Below are 17,631 nucleotides of genomic sequence, written 5' to 3' on the forward strand. Positions count from 1 at the left end.
ATGAACTTGTATTCATTCATACTGATAGCATAAATTCGTGGGACATTAGCTATTATTACATGTAATAATCGTCGGCTATGTGATACATAACGATGTTCAGCAAGTTATAAGTAATTAATGCGCAAGGCGGAAGGATTTTTTATGAGGCTGAAAACAACGATCATCGCAGCTGCGATGCTCTCATTAACTGGTATTACCGCTGCTCAGGCAGCTCAGGAATTATCCCCGGAGAAAGCAGCAGAACTGAAACCCTTTAAACGTATTACGGTTACAGGCCCTTTTAATGCTATTTATGAAGCTGCCGACGCCGTTTCCCGTCGGGCAGATAAAATGGGCGCAGATGGATTTTATATCCAAAGCCTTGATGATCTGAATAATAGTGGCAACCTGCGCGTTGTAGCTGATCTGTATCACAAAGATGCAGAGAAAATTGACAATTCAATTAAATATCGTATGTTCCGCGGTATCAAAGAATTACCCAAAACAGAAGCTGTGACACTGGAACCATTTGATACGGTAACCATCCGTGGTTTTTACACTAATGAGCCAGATTTGAATGAGGCAATCGCAAAAGCAGCTAAGAAAAAAGGTGCAGCATCTTTCTTTATTGTCCGTCAGGTTTCAACCAACGATGGCGGTAATCAAACCGTTACCGCTTATGTTTACAAAGATGATGCGCCAAAACGCCAAATTCAGGCTAACGAAGCCGTAATCCCTGCTGATTCGGATTCAGGACGCGCTGCATTAGCAGAAGGTGGCACAGCAGCTAAGAAAGTAGAAATTCCTGGTTTAGCCTCTTCAACTTCAACCAGCAATGCTATTGGCCGCTTCTTTGAAACCCAATATTCTAAAGGTGAGCGTTACACTGTCACTCTTCCTGATGGTACGAAAATCCAAGAATTAAATAAAATCAGTGCTGCCCAGATGGTACCTTTTGATTCCATCACCTTTTCAGGTTACTACAACAGCATGCCTGATGTTGCCTATGAAGTCGCTAAACGCGCAGCGGCTAAAGGCGCTAAGTACTACCATATCACCCGTGAATGGCAATCCAGTGGTGGCTCCTCTACTATCAGTGCAGACCTGTTCAAATAATCTGTTTAATTTAAGAAAAAGGCACATATGGTAACCATATGTGCCTTTTTTACTGCAAGGATAATAAAATTCTTCAAATCAGCCGGCTGATTCTAACTTCAAACGGATACAATCAATGGCGTTTTGTACCGTCACCATTTTTTCCGCCTCTGTATCGTCAATAGTTATCTCGAAACGTTCTTCCAAAGCCATAATCAACTCGACACTATCTAATGAATCGGCACCCAATTCCTCGAATGTCTGTGTGGTAAGAATCTGGGTTTCAGGTATTCCAAGTTGTTCTGCAACAACATTTTTGACATGATTCTCTAAATTTTCCACGCTATTATCTTCCTAATGTACTCACATTCGGGGAAACTCGTCGTTTCCCCCTTTTTCATTAATTGAAGTTAAATATTTACACAACAGTCAAGTGCATGAATGCCCCTGTGAATCTGGCACTTTCAGGGATAAAACATAACAGACGCTGATCTTTCTTCAATTTACCCGACTTCATAAGCTCATCCAACATGATATAAATAGAAGCCGATCCGGTATTTCCTTTCATTGTTAAGTTAGTAAACCAACGCTCTTGTTTAATACCAAAATTAATATCTTCAAGACCCTCGGAAAATTTCATGCGGAAATATTCAGATGAATAATGAGGCAAGAACCAATCAATAGATTCTGCCGATAAGTTACGATCAGCAACTATCCGCCTCAATGGTTCGGTAAGTGTGAATTTAACGACCCTCTCATTTAAATATCTGACATCTTGTTTGATGCAGAAAACAGAATATGCAAGCCAATCAGCCTGACTCATTTGTGTCCAGCTTTTCAAACTGCCATCTGCTAACTTTTCTCCACCTGAGTACATACATGTCTCTTGCTCATTAGCAAAAGAGTAAATATCTATCCAATCAATTCGTAATGAAACACCATCAGGTCGAGGTTTATTTTCAAGTAAAGCAGCGCCGGCACCATCAGAAAGCATCCAACGCAGAAAATCTTTTTCAAAAGCGATTTCAGGGCGTCGTTCCAGTTCTGCAACCCGAGCTTCGTTTTCACTCTGGAAATTGCGAGCATGCAGTACCGTTGAAGGTGTTTCCGACGTTGTTGAAACCGCATTACTTGTCGTTCCCGAGAGAACGGACAGATAAGCATATTTCATCGCTGTCATACCCGCAGCACAAGCACCTGAAGTTGAGATAACCTCACAAGGTTTATTCTTGAGCTCTCCATGAACCATGACACCATGACCCGGTATAATTTGATCAGGAATACCACTGCTTGCTGCCAGACTTTGCATATCATCTAAAGAAAAGTGTTCATCAACCAAACCTTTTACTGCTTCGGCCGCCAATTGAGCACATGAATAAGTTGTCTCTCCTGTTTCCGGATCCAGCGCATAATGGCGATATTTAATACCATTATTACGGAGCACGATATGACGAGATCTTGATGGACGATCACCAACAAAACCAAGAACAGATTCTATTGTCTCATTATCTATTGGGTTTCCCGGCATAAAGGCGGAAACTTTAGTGATATAAACGTTGTTACTCATTTACTTATTTATCTCCTTTATCATCATAGCGGGCAGAACCAGATGGTTGTTCATAGTATTTTTGTAACTCATTAAGACGTTCTTTCAGTAATACGGTCAGCAAACGGCGAATAACCACTGAAATAGGTAAGACAACCAGTGCCATGAGTATCAAATAGATCACAAACATGGTTAATAGAGAACGCCTTACCCATTTTCCCCGTTTACCTACACGATAAATAAATCCAGACCACAATCTAAATCCCCGATGTATAGCACGTTCACCGAAAATAAAAGATTGATCAACAAATACGGCTCCTAACCCTTTCAACATCGGGGCATCAACTTTCTCTTTATCCGCTTTAAGCGCTGTTACTAATGCATCCCCGAAACGTTTAGCTCCCTGAACATCTTCCTTCGATACCCCGGCCGGCGGTAAACTGGCAATGGGTTGTTTTTTTCCTGTCATTAACCACAACGGGGTTGTAAACAATGTTGCAAAAAAGTTTGCTTTATCAATAAAAACCACGTTATCGCGCAGGGACGCCCCACTTTCATGTAAAAGCTTTTTGACGGTTTCCTGGGCCATCAGCCACATATTTCGACAAGCAATAACCGTTACCACGGGTCGACCATTGAGTAATCGTTTTCCTTCTTTACTCTTAAGAAATGCGGTTATCGGAGGAGATGGTGACAAATACCAAACTTGATAGCCTAATATGACCAAGTCAAAAGGTGCTTCATCCTCCAGATGCAAAGGTGCTAATTCAGGTGGATGTAACTGCACCGTTTCCGGAAAAGCATCAACAAATTTAGAAAATGACCAAGGAAATGGATACTCTGGAATGGGTTTCAGAACCACTTCACGAATGTATATCTCATCAGACTCATGCAAAGGTGAGATTAAACTTTTTACCACCTCGATCAATTGGCCACTTTGGGAATACGATATCACCAGAACACGCTTCATATGTTCTAACCTTTATGAATATTTAATACTAAGCCATTCGTCGGCGCCTAAAAGATAATAATTCGAATAACAACTATCGCCTAACTATCTAAATTTTTTAGCATATATACATATAATCATTCCTGAAAACTAAAAGCATCGACAAGAATATGAATTAATAGATAACAGGTTAATATTTTCACAAACAATATAAATCAAAGTGGTCGTTGTCAACATGATTTTTTTATTTTTATATAAGAATAGTTTTATGTCACATTAACGAACATTAATTTGTTACTGGTGAAAATAGTTGATGAAAAATATATTAACTCAAAGCTAAAATTAACAAAACCAATTAAAATACAAAAAATAATCAAACAAAATCAATTAATTAAAAAATAAATATGGAAATTTTAATTTAATAATACATTCATAACATTATAAATCAGCGCACTAAAAAGAATGACTTAACTGTCTGCTATGGAAACAAATGATTATTATTTCCAAGTAATAATATTACATAGGAAAATAAATATTAAAGACACCCCGTTTACCTTTTGTAATTATTTTCATTAAACTTTGATATTGATTGGATAAATTAAAATAAAAATTACTTAATTAGTAATAACATCACAATGCTTTATATTTATCATTTACTCCTCTTAGCATAATAAATGGCATTATAAAAATAACCCATATAAGTTTATAAAAATAAATTGTATGAAATGACATCTTAACCATCACTCTAACAATGCATAAATTTTATAGTTATCTGCATAGAAAACCATTGCATCCAGTCCATACCCTCCGTAGAATCCCCCTCTATTTCTAGGTTTAACCAGTCTGTTTTTCCGTTCTATACAGCTTGGAAGCGACAAAAACCCAATGCCCAATTCATTTTTGTGATCGGGGTAATGAACTGGCTAACAATGCAGTTTATGTCATATTAGGAACATATCTTTGGAAAAAAAACTAGGTCTTACAGCTCTTACTGCTCTGGTACTCAGCTCTATGGTCGGCGCGGGTGTTTTCAGCTTACCGCAAAATATGGCTGAAATTGCCAGCCCGGCTGCGTTAATGATTGGTTGGGGAATAACAGGTGTCGGTATCCTGTTTCTGGCTACCGCCCTGCTATTTCTCTCTCGCCTTCGCCCGGATCTTGATGGAGGCATTTTCACTTATGCTAAAGAAGGCTTTGGTGAACTAATAGGCTTCTGTTCTGCCTGGGGATATTGGTTATGTGCGGTAGTTGCCAATGTTTCTTATCTGGTTATCGTTTTTGCCGCCCTGAGTTTCTTTACTGATAAAGAAGGCATCGTCATCTTTGGTGACGGCAATACCTGGCAATCCCTATTGGGAGAATCTGTTTTACTCTGGTTAGTACACTGGTTGGTACTCCGTGGCGTTCAAACCGCAGCTGGAATCAACAAACTGGCAACAATGGCAAAATTGCTGCCTTTAGGCGCTTTCATTATTCTTGCCGCAATCGCATTTAAAATGGATATCTTTGATCTTGACTTTACAGGCATCGACTTGGGTGTTCCTGTCTGGCAACAAGTAAAAGACACGATGCTGATCACCCTTTGGGTCTTCATTGGTATCGAAGGTGCCGTTGTGGTTTCAGCCAGGGCAAAAAAACGTAAAGATGTTGGGATTGCGACTATGCTAGCGGTCGTCGTCGCATTAGGAGTATACATATTAGTTACCCTGCTCTCCCTTGGGTTAGTTCCGCGGCCTGAGTTAGCTGAAATACGCAATCCATCTATGGCAAACCTGATGGTAGGGCTGATTGGTTCGGCAGGTGAAATCATTATTGCCGCCGGATTAATTATTTCCGTTTGCGGCGCTTATCTAAGCTGGACAATCATGGCGGCGGAAGTTCCATTTATCGCTTCCCAACACGGCTCTTTCCCGAAAATTTTTGGCCTACAAAACTGTAACAACGCGCCCTCATCCTCATTGTGGTTGACTAATGGAGCCGTACAACTCTCTCTCGTTTTGATTTGGTTAAGTGGGAGCAATTACAATTCATTACTGGCAATTGCATCAGAGATGATTTTAATGCCCTATTTTCTTGTTGGCGCATTTCTGTTGAAGGTCGCTTTTGATCGTAGTAACAAAGGATTATTGCTGATTGCTGTTGGGGCTTGTACTTATGGCCTATGGCTGCTTTATGCATCCGGTTTGATGAATTTGTTATTGTCTGTCGTTCTCTATGCTCCGGGTGTTATTGTTTTCCTGTATGCTCGCAGTCAAAACCCACAAAAAAATAACCTTTATCTGGCTGAAAAGCTCGCTATGGCTACATTGTTGATAGCAACAATCCCTGCAACTTGGTTGTTAATCAAATAATCCCGTCAAATCTAGGCCATTACTCTCCTGTAATGGCTTGCTGTATTTTTATATTTCAATTTGTTTAATTTTTGCACTGTTCTGGCATATTTTTTAGTTGTTATCTTTCAAAGTATGTTGTAACTAACTTCGTTAAAGCCGATCTAGGTCGCCACCGCTCAAAGCCGGTCATCGGAACTGTCCCTGTCTGGAAAATCCGCACCTCCCTGACAGAGACTAGATATCGCTCTTTAGTTATTCAGTTTGTCGGCCCAATCCGCAATCGCATCCGCTGTATCAATCGGTTTCACAGCGGGCAACGCATGGCTGGCCCCTTCGATCACAGCGACAGTAACACGGTTGCCGAACTCGTCCTTTGCTTCCATCCGCGACTCTTTAGGTCGGAACGGGTCAGACCCCGCTTGTAGATCGAGGATCGGTGCCGTCCCACCAGCCCACCAATCCTTACGATTAGTCAGCTTACGCGCCGCGGACTGGCTTTTTACGACATCAGAATGCCAACCCTCAAGCCAAGGTGTCGGATCATTACCTTCCGCGAAGAAGGCAAGCCGAAGCCGTGCCAGTCGCTCCTCGCGGGTGGATTTCGGATCATTGATCACAGTGATCGCATCCGAAAGCTCCGCAGGCCAAGATTTCGCAGCCCCTGCCAAAAGCACTATGCCACGCGTCATTTCGGGATAATCCGAGGAGATTGTCTTGGCGATCCAGTGACCATAAGCGTGACCCACTACGATTGCCTTACTGCCTTCCGCTGCAATCACCGCCGCAAAATCGTCGGCAAAGTCGTGGAAAGTCACGTTCTCCATCGGGCCAGTCGACCCCGAGATTCCACGTGGCTCAGGCAGAGCGACGCGATAGCCACGCTCCGCCAGTCGGTCCGCGAGCGGCGCAAATTCCGCCGTTCCCCGTCCGGTTGAGGCGAGTATCATGATCAGCGGCCCCTCCCCGCGTACCGAATATTCGATCTGAGCTACACCATTGGTGACGGTTTTCTGCTCTGATTCCATGGCCAAAACGGGCTGCGCGCCTGCGAGCACAAGGGCCAATAAGCCAAAGACGAACTGTTTCATTTTTCCTCTCTTACAATGTTGATTACGTTGAGGGTCATATTATCTTCGTTCAAAAGAGTTTCATTCCAGAATAGATGGCAGAGCGTGGTGTAGCTTACCAAGTATCGATTAAAAATGATTATCTCATCAGGCTATTTTTTCCTGCGACAGTATAGAAAAAAAGAACAAATTTTTCAGTGCGATACACTAACCGTGATATAAATCACAATTTATTTTATAACTAATTATTAATTAATAAATATTCTTATCCGTTAGCATAATAGTTTATTCCATATGATAAATTACAATAAACTTTGAAAAAAATCCTGTCTAGTCATTAATTATAGATAAAAATCTTAAATGCAGAATATTACCGAGTCATTCTTTGGATTCTTCCGAATTAATCGCTATTATCATCCACACTTTATCCTAAATAAGAAATACCAAACAAAACACCGTTTGACCTATGCTTCTGATTATCGGATAAGAGCTTTAGATACTTACATGCTGTATTGACATTTATACAGTCTCAGTTCAATCAATGTTTCTGTTTCCCTGCCGTAATACTCATCAGGGTTAGGATCTATTTACAATGAACACTAAACTGATTATTTCATCCTTACTTGTATCTTCTGTGTTTATCTCTGTAGCAAACGCGGCAGATGGAAAGATCAATTTTACAGGTAACATCATCGCTAATGCTTGTAAAATCGATACAGATTCTGCAAATCAAAATGTGAACATGGGGACAATTAGCTCAAATGCATTTAGTGGTGTAGATAGTGCCGCTGCTGCAACACCTTTTAGCATTAAGATGAGTGATTGCCCACCAGAATATACTCATGCACAAGTTAAATTTGATGGGCAAATAGATAATAAAAATAGCAATCTTCTCGCTTTATCCAATGATAAAGGCCAGGCAGTCGCCAATGGTGTTGCTATTGGTATCTATGAAGAAGATAATTCAACCCTGATCCCTTTGGCAAAAGCCTCCAAACTTCAGGCTTTTACTGATCAAAAAACCGCAGAATTGAAATTCATTGCAAAGTATATTGCTACAGCTCAAACAATTAGCCCAGGATCTGGGGATGCAGTCGCTAACTTTACTGTTGTTTATAACTAAGACAGAACAAACTTAGAACAAAAACTCCTTCACGTTTTGTTTCTAATAAAGCAGTATGAGGCATGGATGCCCATAAATCCCACAGGATAGCGTATAAAAATACGATAAAATGGAGAGATTACCGTGCAATTCCAACGCCTACTAACTATGATATTTCTATATATTATCAGCATAAATTTTTCTATCGCAGGTGTCGTCATTGGCGGAACCCGTGTTATTTACATAAGTGATAAAAAGGAAGCATCCATTTCTATAAACAACCCGGAAAAAGATGCACCTTATCTGATTCAGTCTTGGATCCAAGATGAAAGCGATAATATGAAAACCCCATTTATCGTTACTCCCCCAATATTTAAACTCGCAGCAGGTCAAGAAAATATTCTTCGGATTGTAAAAACAGGGAGTAATCTACCCGAAGATCGGGAATCACTTTTTTGGTTGAATGTAAAGTCTATTCCTACCTCGGTGAAATCAGATCAAAATCAATTACAGATTACAGTTAAGTCAAAATTTAAATTGTTTTACCGCCCTGCAAATTTGGCAGAAAAATCAAGTACTGCATACAAAGAACTCAAATTCAGAATGGAAAATAATTTGTTAATCGCAGAAAACCCTACCCCTTACTTTGTCTCATTCTCTCACCTTAAAATAGATCAACATGAAATAAAACCTGCGGGAATGATTAGACCTTTTAGTCAACTAAGCTGGACTCTGCCTGCAAATAACATAAAGCAGGTAAGTTGGAAAGTTATTAATGATTTTGGGGGCGTCACTGCCGAAGAAAAAATAATCATTTAACAAAATAGTCACATAAATTTATTCTATGCTAGAAAGTTAATTATGGAAAAGTACTCACAGCATAAAACTAATAAGAAATCATATGATATTGAACATTCATGGCTCTTATTACCATTATTTATGACAGTTGGAGTACTTTTTTACTCTGCCAAAACTTATTCTGAAGATTATTTCAACATCCATGCGTTAGAAGTGGGAACTCATTTTGGTTCCCCTAAAGATATTGATCTCTCTATTTTTACACAGGATGACCAACCCCCTGGCATTTACTGGGTAGATATTTATCTTAATAAAGATAAAATAGAGACCAGAAACGTGAACTTTACTATGGTAAATAATAAATTACTTCCTAAACTAACCATTCAGCAATTACAGAACATGGGGGTAAAAATTGACACATTCCCAGAATTAATCAGTTTACCACCAGAAACAGAGCTGTCTGATTTAGGTCAATATATTCCATCAGCAAGCACTGTCTTTAATTTTGGTCAACAAAGGTTAGATATCAGTATTCCACAAGCAATGTTAAATAATCAGGCAAGAGGTTATGTTTCACCTGAATTATGGCAGCAAGGGTTAACTTCATTATTAATTAACTACAATTACAGTGGTTCCAATACCTGGCAAGACAATCCATCTGGCTCTACACAAACCAACTATCTGAATCTTCGAACAGGTGCTAATTGGCAAGCATGGCGTCTGCGCAATTATTCCACCTATACCAGCCGCGATAAGAGTTGGAAAAGTATTAATACCTACTTACAACGGGATATCCATTCACTAAAAGGACAGTTAACGCTGGGTGACAGCTTTACATCTTCCTATATTTTTGATGGCGTCCAATTTCGTGGCTTACAATTAGCTTCTGACGATAATATGTTACCAGACAGCTTAAAAGGTTTTGCCCCTACTATCCGGGGAATTGCTCAAAGTAATGCACAGGTCACAATCAGACAAAGCGGTTATATCATTTATCAAACTTATGTTTCACCGGGTCCATTTGTCATTAATGACCTTTTCCCAACGACAACAAGTGGAAACCTGGAAGTTATTATTAAAGAAGCCGATGGTCAGGAACATCGCTCTATCCAATCTTTTTCCACAATACCTATCATGTTACGAGAAGGAGGTATTCAATATTCAGTCACTCTGGGTCAGTACCAATCATCAAATAATCGTGGGCGAAAACCTAATTTTTCCCAAGCAGCACTAATCTACGGCCTTTCCAATAATATCACTACCTATGGAGGGGCTATTTTTTCAAAAGATTATCAATCGGTTGCTTTAGGCTCAGGTTATAATTTTGGTATATTTGGTTCTCTCTCTTTTGACATAACACATGCGAATACCAATTTGCCATCAAATATAAGTACCAAAGGGCAATCTTACCGCTTTCAATATGCAAAAGATCTTCCATTAACCGGAACTAATTTTACTCTGGCAGGTTATCGCTATTCGACACGTGGCTTTTATGACTTTAAAGAAGCTAATGATATAGACAATCCCAATAAAAATGACTGGCGCTATCGCACCAATAAAAGAAGCAAACTGCAATTGCATATTAATCAGTCCATTGGGGATTTTGGTAGTTTATATCTATCTGCTTTTCAACAAAATTACTGGCAGCAACATGGCTATGAACGTAATATCAACGCAGGCTATAACATCAATTATAACAATATTAATTACAGTTTAAATTATACCTATAATCAACTCCCCGATACGAATAAAAATGAACAGCTTTTCTCATTCAGCATACAGGTTCCATTAGATCGCTGGCTAAAAAATAGCTGGGCCAGTTACAATTTTAATACGAATAAAAACAAGGATATTTCCCACCAAGTGGGTTTAAGTGGTACGGCACTGGAGGATAATAATTTAATTTATAGTTTACAACAGAGTTATGCTAATCACGGTACTGGAGCTGGCGGCCATATACACACAGAATATAAAGGATCTTATGGTCAGCTTAGTGCCGGCTATAGCTATGATAATCATTCCCACCAGCTGAATTATGGCCTTCAAGGAGGAATTGTTGCTCACCCATATGGCATTACTCTTTCGCAACATTTAGGAGATACACTGGCATTAGTCCGGGCTGATGGCGCTCAAGGAATAAAGATCCAGAATAATGTAGGTATTACCACTGACCGGAATGGGTATGCCGTTATTCCTTATGTCAGCAGCTACCGTAAAAACCGAATTGCGCTGGATACCCACTCATTAGCTGATAATGTCGATATTGACGCTAATGCCCAAACAGTCATTCCCACTCAGGGGGCATTGGTCCTGGCCAATTTCAAAACCCGAATAGGCCACAGGGTGTTGATAAATATTTACTATCAAGAAAATCCGATTCCTTTTGGTGCTATTGTCACGTTAGAAAAACAGCATGAGATTAATGAAGCAAACAGTGCTATGGTCAGCCATGAAGGGCAAGTTTATCTCACTGGTTTACCCGATAGTGGACGGTTACTGGTTAAATGGGGTTATAAAGATATTCAGGAATGCTTAGCTCATTACAAACTGCCAGAAAAAAGCCCTTTATCTGGCATTTATACAATAGAAGCACACTGCAAATAACGATTTTCAGGAAAACACTATGCTCAGTAATTACAATAGGTTTAAATGTTTGTTAGTTGCCGTCATCTTATTTTCTGGTCTGGCAATTATCCCTTATAGTTTTGCCACTAATTGCCAATTTGATAAAGGATTTAAACCAGAAATCACTAATTTGTCTTTTGGAACCTTGTATGTTCCAAGAGATAAACCTATTGGCACAACCATTTACGAATATCGTGCAGATGAATTAGACAATAAAGGCAATGTTTTCTATTGCGATAAAAGAATAAATACATCATGGGGATATACAGCCTATAAAAGTGCAGATTACAATAAGGATGCTATTTACGAATCCGGTGTTCCCGGTGTGGGTATCAGAATAAATACCTGGGGTCCTGGCTATGGCATGGATTGGCTACCCCGTATTACTCATAACCCTGTAAGTTGTGACCATTCAAACCGTTGGTATTGCGGTAATACATGGGGTTATCTGACTATTCAGTTGATAAAAATAGCACCAACAACAGGCTCCGGTTTGGTCAAAAGTGATCAATTAATTCAGGCACGAGTAAATGATCGCATCGTTCATACTTATCGTTTAGGCAACACCCGGATTATTACCAAAAGCTGTTCGCTGAAAGATACCAATATTACTGTTCCTATGGGCGATATCAAAAAAAGCGATTTTTCTGGTGTTAACAGCACCGCAGGAGGAAAAGATTTCGAGGTTATTTTAGATTGTGATGATAATGTTCAAATTCAATTAATGCTTGATGGCAAAGAAGCAAAGAATAGCTTAAATCATGTATGGGCACTTGATCAGAATTATAATCGCACAACGGCTTCCGGTGTTGGTATGCAAATCCTTTATAACAACCAACCAGTCATTATTCACTCACAAATCAATATCGGTAACAGCTATTCAGGTGGGAAGTATTCTATTCCTTTACGAGCCCGCTATTTCCAGACAGACCGCAATGTTACCCCCGGTCAAGCAAATGCAACCGCAACAATGACATTAACTTATCAGTGATAAATTAACCTGCATCAGCTATAGAAATTTTATTTTTTAGCTGATGTGTTATTGTTTAATTATTTTATTTCTATCTTGGGAATTAGTTCATCCAGCGTAGCCGATAAGTTCATATTCAGGCTACGGGCGGCGTCTACCAGATCAGTTGTAAGGGTCTTCTTAAAATGATTTTTTCTTCAACCATATTATTTTTACCTTATCCTTTTTGTAACCACTATCCATTCTTAAGTTATTTATTTTATCAATTAATTTATAAAAAATTTCTTTTTATTATAAAATTATGCTTTTAAAACCGTTTGTTAGATTTAAAAATAAATTTCTTAATATATAGATTTTAGATAAATCTATCCTGCACTCTTGTACGATACGGGAAATCAAAATATTAGAATTTACGAATATCATTCTTGAAATGGTATGTCCAGAAAGGTATTCTTTACAACGAGTTGAACTTCGATTAAGGAAAGGTACCCATGAAACCATCCGTTATTCTTGAGCTCAAACGAAATGCGGTGCGAGAAGCTACTAGTCGCTTTCGCACAGCAAACCCGCGCATCTTTGGCTCAGTGCTCCATGGCACCGACCAAGATGGTAGTGACCTCGATCTGTTAGTCGATGCGTTGCCCGGTACAACACTGTTCGACTTAGGTGGTCTGCAAGTCGAACTAGAATCGCTGCTCGGCGTACACGTCGATCTGTTAACCCCTGCCGACTTGCCACCGAAATTCCGGGCTAAGGTGCTTGCAGAGGCTCAGCCGGTATGAGCGAGAACCGCCTCCCCGACTACCTCGAACATATGCGGCAAGCTGCAACCGATGCGTGCAACTTCGTGGATGGTTTGAGTAAAATCGATTTTCTTGAAGATAAGTGTACCCAACAAGCCGTTATCATGAGCCTCATTATCATCGGTGAAGCAGCCACGAAAGTAATGGACGGCTATACAGAATTCACGCAAGCGCACCCCGAAGTGCCGTGGCGCAGCATGCGCGGCATGCGTAACCGCATCGCCCACGGCTATTTTGACATCAATCTTGATGTGGTGTGGGAAACCGTTCAGACAGCACTGCCGGAACTGTTGAAACAATTGTCAGAGATTATTCTGTAACACAAAGAATTTAAGGAGGCGTTTATGTTGTTAAAACGTGCTACAGCGACCAAAAAGACGACAACACAAGCTGACTATGATCGTAACCGCGAAAGCAAAACTGACATGGTTAATGCTTTTATTAGAGCTAACAAAGCCAAACATACGGAAGGTACCTGCCAACTAGGTCATACATCTTAGTAAAAAGCCACCGCTAAAAGAGGTGGCCTTGCACTATTTAAGAAGCAATCTGTTCCATATTCTGCAAAATTCGTTTATCAGAGATCGGATATGGCGTACCCAGTTGCTGAGCAAACAAACTGATCCGTAATTCTTCTATCATCCAACGAATCTCTTGCACCTCAGGTAACTGCTTCTGTTGCAGTGATAATTTCGCCAACCATAGTTGCCACTGCTGCTGAACATTCTCGACTCGCCCCATTTGCGTCCGATCCCTATGTGGGTCAATCGCCAATTTTTCAAGGCGACGGTCAATACCGTGCAAATAACGCAAAACATCCGGTAAACGTTTCCAGCTATTAGCGGTGACAAATCCTCTGAAAACTAAACCAGAAAGCTGTGCTTTGATATCAGATAACGCCAGAGCCAGCGAAATATCAACCCTACCCTTAAGACGCTTATTAATCGCAAAAACAGTGGTGAGTATCTGTTCCACCTGCCTGGCTATTTCCACAACGGTATCATTCAACTCAGCCCGAACCTTATTCTGTAGTTGAATAAAAGTCTGTTCATTCCAAGCCGGTCCACCATGCCCCGCTATTAATTTATCAACGCCACAAGAGATACAATCATCAATTAAATCCAATACCTTGCCATAAGGATTAAAATAAAGCCCCAATTTGGATTTGTTCGGCAATTTCTCATGTAAATATTTAATGGGTGAAGGAATATTTAGCAATAACAGACGACGGGTGCCTTCCCACATGGCAGTCTGTTGTTCCAGTTCAGTTTCAAACAATCTGATACCGATGCTCTCTTTTTCATCCACCAGCGCCGGAAATGCTTTAACAGAGTAACCTCCACGTTTTTGCTCATATCGTTCCGGTAATTCACCGAAGCTCCAAATATGCAGTCCACTCTGTTCAATACCATCATCGGCAACAGCTGAAAGCGTCTCCTGAACTTTCTCTTTCAATCGTAATTTCAGCGCTGCTAAATCTTTGCCTTCAGCGATAGCCCGATTCTTTTCTCCTGCCACCCGGAATGTCATTTTGAGGTGATCGGGCACTTGTGCTAACTGCCAATCATCACGTGACACTGTCACACCAGTCATACGCCGTAATTCTTTCTCAAGACTATCCAACAAAGTGGATTGGGGTTGAGGCACCCGCTCCATAAATGCCTGAGCATAGTTTGGCGCCGGCACAAAATTACGCCGCACCGGTTTCGGCAATGATTTAATCAGAGCGACGACAAGATCATAGCGAATACCTGGGATCTGCCAATCAAACCCTGCATCTTTAACCTGATTCAGTACCGGCAGTGGAATATGAACCGTCACACCATCGGCTTCTGTGCCCGGCTCAAACTGATAACTAAGCCGTAATTTCAGTGCATCTTGATACCAATAATTAGGGTAATCTAACGCGCTGATTTTATCCGCATCACCTTTGATCAACATATTTTTTTCAAAGTTGAGCAGGTCCGGTTGCGCTCTATTCGTCTTCAACCACCAGCGATCGAAATGACCCGTAGAAACCACACTCTGAGGTATACGTTGATCATAGAAACTGAACAGGATTTCATCATCCACCAGAATGTCACGACGGCGGGATTTATGTTCCAGCTCCTCAATTTCCTCACGTAATTTCAGATTCGCCCGGAAAAATGCATGCCGGGTTTGCCAGTCGCCTTCCACCAGCGCATGGCGGATAAACAATTCACGGCAAAGCATTGGATCAATTTTACTGTAATTAATCAAACGACTCGCCACAATTGGCAGTCCATATAAAGTGACTTTCTCCTTAGCCATTGTCGCACCCTGCGATTTTTGCCAATGCGGTTCGCTATAATGGTGCTTCACTAGATGTGTGGCTAACGGTTCAATCCACTCAGGTTCTATCCGCGCAGCAATACGCCCCCACAAACGATTAGTTTCAACCAGTTCCGCAACCATTGCCCATTTAGGTGGCTTTTTGAATAAGCCGGAGCCAGGAAAAATAGAAAAACGAGCATTGCGCGCACCAGTATATTCCTGCTTATCTGTATCTTTTTGGCCGATATGCGATAACAGCCCAGAAAGTAACGAAACATGAATACTGCGATAATCTGCATCCTGACTATTTACCGGCAGACCGACTTCTTTTACAACTTGTCGTAACTGGGTATATACGTCCTGCCATTCTCTGACTCTCAGATAGTTAAGATAATCCTGACGGCAAAGCTTGCGGAATTGCGAAGAAGAAAGCTCCTTTTGCTGCTCTTTCAGAAAATCCCATAATTTCAGAAATGCAATAAAGTCAGAATCTTTGTCGGCAAACCGACGATGTTTCTCATCAGAAACCTGCTGTTTCTCCAGTGGCCTCTCTCTTGGATCCTGAATAGACAGCGCAGAAGTAATTACCATCACTTCACGCACACAACCGTGATGACGGGCTTCCAGTACCATACGTGCCAACCGGGGATCAACCGGAAGTTGAGCAAGTTGCTGCCCTATTAATGTCAGACGGTAATTACCCTTCACCGTTGCGTGCTGGTCAATCGCCCCAAGCTCTTCCAGAAGCCGGACACCATCCTGAATATTACGTTTATCAGGCGGTTGCACAAATGGAAATGCGCCGATATCCCCAAGACCAATGGATGTCATTTGCAAAATGACCGATGCCAAATTAGTCCGCAAAATTTCTGGATCAGTAAACTCTGGCCGTGAAAGGAAATCATCTTCTGAATACAGGCGAATACAAATCCCGTCAGATACACGCCCACAACGTCCTTTCCGCTGATTAGCCGATGCCTGAGATATTGGCTCAATCGGCAATCGCTGGACTTTCGTCCGATAACTGTAACGACTGATACGTGCATATCCGGTATCAATCACATATTTAATTCCCGGTACAGTCAAAGACGTTTCTGCCACGTTAGTGGCCAGCACAATTCTTCGGCCGGCATGCGATTGAAAAATCCGGTTCTGATCACTATTAGAAAGACGTGCAAACAGCGGCAATACTTCGGTATGACGCAAATTCAATTTATTCAAAGCATCGGCTGTATCACGAATTTCCCGCTCACCACTCATAAAGACCAGGATATCCCCAGGCCCTTCACGGCCCAGTTCATCAACAGCATCAATAATTGCTTCAAGCTGATCCCGCTCTCCATCACTGTCTTCAGCTATTACAGGCCGATAACGCATCTCTACCGGATAAGTTCGGCCAGAAACTTCAATAATGGGTGCATGATGAAAATGACGAGAAAAACGTTCAGGATCGATAGTCGCTGAAGTGATGATTACTTTCAGATCAGGGCGTTTTGGCAATAACTGACGCAAGTAGCCCAGAATAAAATCAATATTCAAACTACGTTCATGTGCCTCATCAATAATGAGCGTGTCATACTGTTTAAGCAGTCTGTCATTTTGCAGTTCCGCCAGCAAAATACCATCTGTCATCAGTTTAACCAGCGTATTATCACTGACATGATCACTGAAACGGACTTTATAACCTACAGCTGAACCCACTGAGGTTTCCAACTCTTCCGCCAGGCGATTGGCAACCGCGCGAGCAGCCAGCCGACGGGGTTGAGTATGACCAATCAATCCTTTTATTCCCCTGCCCAATTCGAGGCAAATTTTGGGGATCTGCGTTGTTTTACCCGAACCGGTTTCGCCAGCAATAATCACAACCTGATGATCACGAATAGCTTTGTAGATATCATCTTTCTTCTGGCTGACTGGCAGGTTTTCTGGATATTTGATTGTTGGACAAACGGCCTGACGATTAATGATTTTCTGAGACTCTTTCACCTTATTTTAGTCCTTAGTGACTTTTTACTTTGCTGATTAGCCAGTTTTTGCTGATGACATAGTAGCATATCCTATTTATTGG

12 protein-coding genes and 3 pseudogenes are annotated in these 17,631 nt (G+C 41.0%); 9 read left to right on the top strand and 6 right to left on the bottom strand.

The genetic code is table 11. The features are described from left to right. Positions 1 to 141 precede the first annotated feature (141 nt). Positions 142 to 1,095 carry a DUF1471 family protein YdgH gene (gene ydgH, locus ACGF63_RS04415; RefSeq protein WP_387629061.1) on the top strand — a complete coding sequence of 318 codons (954 nt, stop codon included), beginning with the start codon at positions 142 to 144 and terminating at the stop codon, positions 1,093 to 1,095. Between the two features lie 78 nt (positions 1,096 to 1,173). Here ydgH and stlE read toward each other — a convergent pair whose 3' ends face one another. The 3 genes and pseudogenes from stlE to stlC form a co-directional block, all read right to left on the bottom strand. Continuing rightward, positions 1,174 to 1,416 carry a stilbene biosynthesis acyl carrier protein StlE gene (gene stlE / locus ACGF63_RS04420; protein WP_036847409.1) on the bottom strand — a complete coding sequence of 81 codons (243 nt, stop codon included), beginning with the start codon at positions 1,414 to 1,416 and terminating at the stop codon, positions 1,174 to 1,176. 76 nt (positions 1,417 to 1,492) lie between these two features. Further along, a complete protein-coding gene (gene stlD, locus ACGF63_RS04425) occupies positions 1,493 to 2,641 on the bottom strand; it encodes a beta-ketosynthase StlD (RefSeq protein WP_036847412.1) in 1,149 nt (382 codons plus the stop codon). After that, a pseudogene (stlC, locus tag ACGF63_RS04430) lies at positions 2,642 to 3,590 on the bottom strand (stilbene biosynthesis aromatase StlC). Positions 3,591 to 4,529: 939 nt separating this feature from the next. On the opposite strand from stlC, the gene ACGF63_RS04435 reads away from it, so the two are divergent. After that, positions 4,530 to 5,921, top strand: coding sequence for an amino acid permease (locus tag ACGF63_RS04435; RefSeq protein ID WP_132354837.1), 1,392 nt, complete (start codon positions 4,530 to 4,532; stop codon positions 5,919 to 5,921). Positions 5,922 to 6,151: 230 nt separating this feature from the next. On the opposite strand, the gene ACGF63_RS04440 is transcribed toward ACGF63_RS04435, so the two are convergent. Beyond that, on the bottom strand, positions 6,152 to 6,991 hold the full coding sequence (locus ACGF63_RS04440) for an alpha/beta fold hydrolase (protein ID WP_036847421.1): 840 nt from the start codon (positions 6,989 to 6,991) through the stop codon (positions 6,152 to 6,154). Between the two features lie 571 nt (positions 6,992 to 7,562). On the opposite strand from ACGF63_RS04440, the gene ACGF63_RS04445 reads away from it, so the two are divergent. From ACGF63_RS04445 to ACGF63_RS04460, 4 genes are all read left to right on the top strand, one after another. Then, the gene (locus ACGF63_RS04445; RefSeq protein WP_036847424.1) at positions 7,563 to 8,093 is read left to right on the top strand and encodes a fimbrial protein; all 531 of its coding nucleotides are present in this window, start codon (positions 7,563 to 7,565) and stop codon (positions 8,091 to 8,093) included. Between the two features lie 123 nt (positions 8,094 to 8,216). Next, a complete protein-coding gene (locus tag ACGF63_RS04450; RefSeq protein ID WP_051477405.1) occupies positions 8,217 to 8,891 on the top strand; it encodes a molecular chaperone in 675 nt (224 codons plus the stop codon). A gap of 42 nt (positions 8,892 to 8,933) precedes the next feature. Continuing rightward, entirely contained in the window at positions 8,934 to 11,474 is a 2,541-nt protein-coding gene (locus tag ACGF63_RS04455; protein ID WP_152962135.1) for a fimbria/pilus outer membrane usher protein, read from the top strand. Between the two features lie 19 nt (positions 11,475 to 11,493). Continuing rightward, complete coding sequence (locus tag ACGF63_RS04460) at positions 11,494 to 12,486, top strand: fimbrial protein (RefSeq protein WP_036847432.1); 993 nt, start codon at positions 11,494 to 11,496, stop codon at positions 12,484 to 12,486. A 59-nt stretch (positions 12,487 to 12,545) separates the two neighbouring features. On the opposite strand, the pseudogene ACGF63_RS04465 reads toward ACGF63_RS04460, so the two are convergent. Continuing rightward, positions 12,546 to 12,632 (bottom strand): annotated as a pseudogene (locus ACGF63_RS04465) (hypothetical protein); the annotation flags it as partial. A 324-nt stretch (positions 12,633 to 12,956) separates the two neighbouring features. On the opposite strand from ACGF63_RS04465, the gene ACGF63_RS04470 reads away from it, so the two are divergent. The 3 genes from ACGF63_RS04470 to ACGF63_RS04480 are packed head-to-tail and all read left to right on the top strand — an operon-like array spanning position 12,957 to position 13,768. Further along, complete coding sequence (locus ACGF63_RS04470; protein ID WP_166286180.1) at positions 12,957 to 13,247, top strand: nucleotidyltransferase family protein; 291 nt, start codon at positions 12,957 to 12,959, stop codon at positions 13,245 to 13,247. Then, positions 13,244 to 13,588 (top strand): DUF86 domain-containing protein, encoded by a 345-nt coding sequence (locus ACGF63_RS04475; RefSeq protein ID WP_387629070.1) that lies wholly within the window; start codon positions 13,244 to 13,246, stop codon positions 13,586 to 13,588. The genes ACGF63_RS04470 and ACGF63_RS04475 overlap by 4 nt, the downstream gene beginning before the upstream one ends. Positions 13,589 to 13,612: 24 nt before the next feature. After that, on the top strand, positions 13,613 to 13,768 hold the full coding sequence (locus ACGF63_RS04480) for a hypothetical protein (RefSeq protein ID WP_387629073.1): 156 nt from the start codon (positions 13,613 to 13,615) through the stop codon (positions 13,766 to 13,768). A gap of 37 nt (positions 13,769 to 13,805) precedes the next feature. Here ACGF63_RS04480 and hrpA read toward each other — a convergent pair. After that, a pseudogene (gene hrpA, locus ACGF63_RS04485) lies at positions 13,806 to 17,537 on the bottom strand (ATP-dependent RNA helicase HrpA); the annotation flags it as partial. Positions 17,538 to 17,631: the final 94 nt, after the last annotated feature.

Source organism: Photorhabdus sp. RM322S (assembly GCF_042879395.1).
GTDB lineage: Bacteria > Pseudomonadota > Gammaproteobacteria > Enterobacterales > Enterobacteriaceae > Photorhabdus > Photorhabdus khanii.

What these genes read in the sequence shown, in the direction of transcription:
- ydgH (WP_387629061.1), top strand. Translation starts at nt 142, where the DNA reads ATGAGGCTGAAAACAACGATCATCGCAGCTGCGATGCTCTCATTAACT.
- stlD (WP_036847412.1), bottom strand. Translation starts at nt 2,641, where the DNA reads ATGAGTAACAACGTTTATATCACTAAAGTTTCCGCCTTTATGCCGGGA.
- ACGF63_RS04440 (WP_036847421.1), bottom strand. Translation starts at nt 6,991, where the DNA reads ATGAAACAGTTCGTCTTTGGCTTATTGGCCCTTGTGCTCGCAGGCGCG.
- ACGF63_RS04445 (WP_036847424.1), top strand. Translation starts at nt 7,563, where the DNA reads ATGAACACTAAACTGATTATTTCATCCTTACTTGTATCTTCTGTGTTT.
- ACGF63_RS04455 (WP_152962135.1), top strand. Translation starts at nt 8,934, where the DNA reads ATGGAAAAGTACTCACAGCATAAAACTAATAAGAAATCATATGATATT.
- ACGF63_RS04460 (WP_036847432.1), top strand. Translation starts at nt 11,494, where the DNA reads ATGCTCAGTAATTACAATAGGTTTAAATGTTTGTTAGTTGCCGTCATC.
- ACGF63_RS04470 (WP_166286180.1), top strand. Translation starts at nt 12,957, where the DNA reads ATGAAACCATCCGTTATTCTTGAGCTCAAACGAAATGCGGTGCGAGAA.
- ACGF63_RS04475 (WP_387629070.1), top strand. Translation starts at nt 13,244, where the DNA reads ATGAGCGAGAACCGCCTCCCCGACTACCTCGAACATATGCGGCAAGCT.
- ACGF63_RS04480 (WP_387629073.1), top strand. Translation starts at nt 13,613, where the DNA reads ATGTTGTTAAAACGTGCTACAGCGACCAAAAAGACGACAACACAAGCT.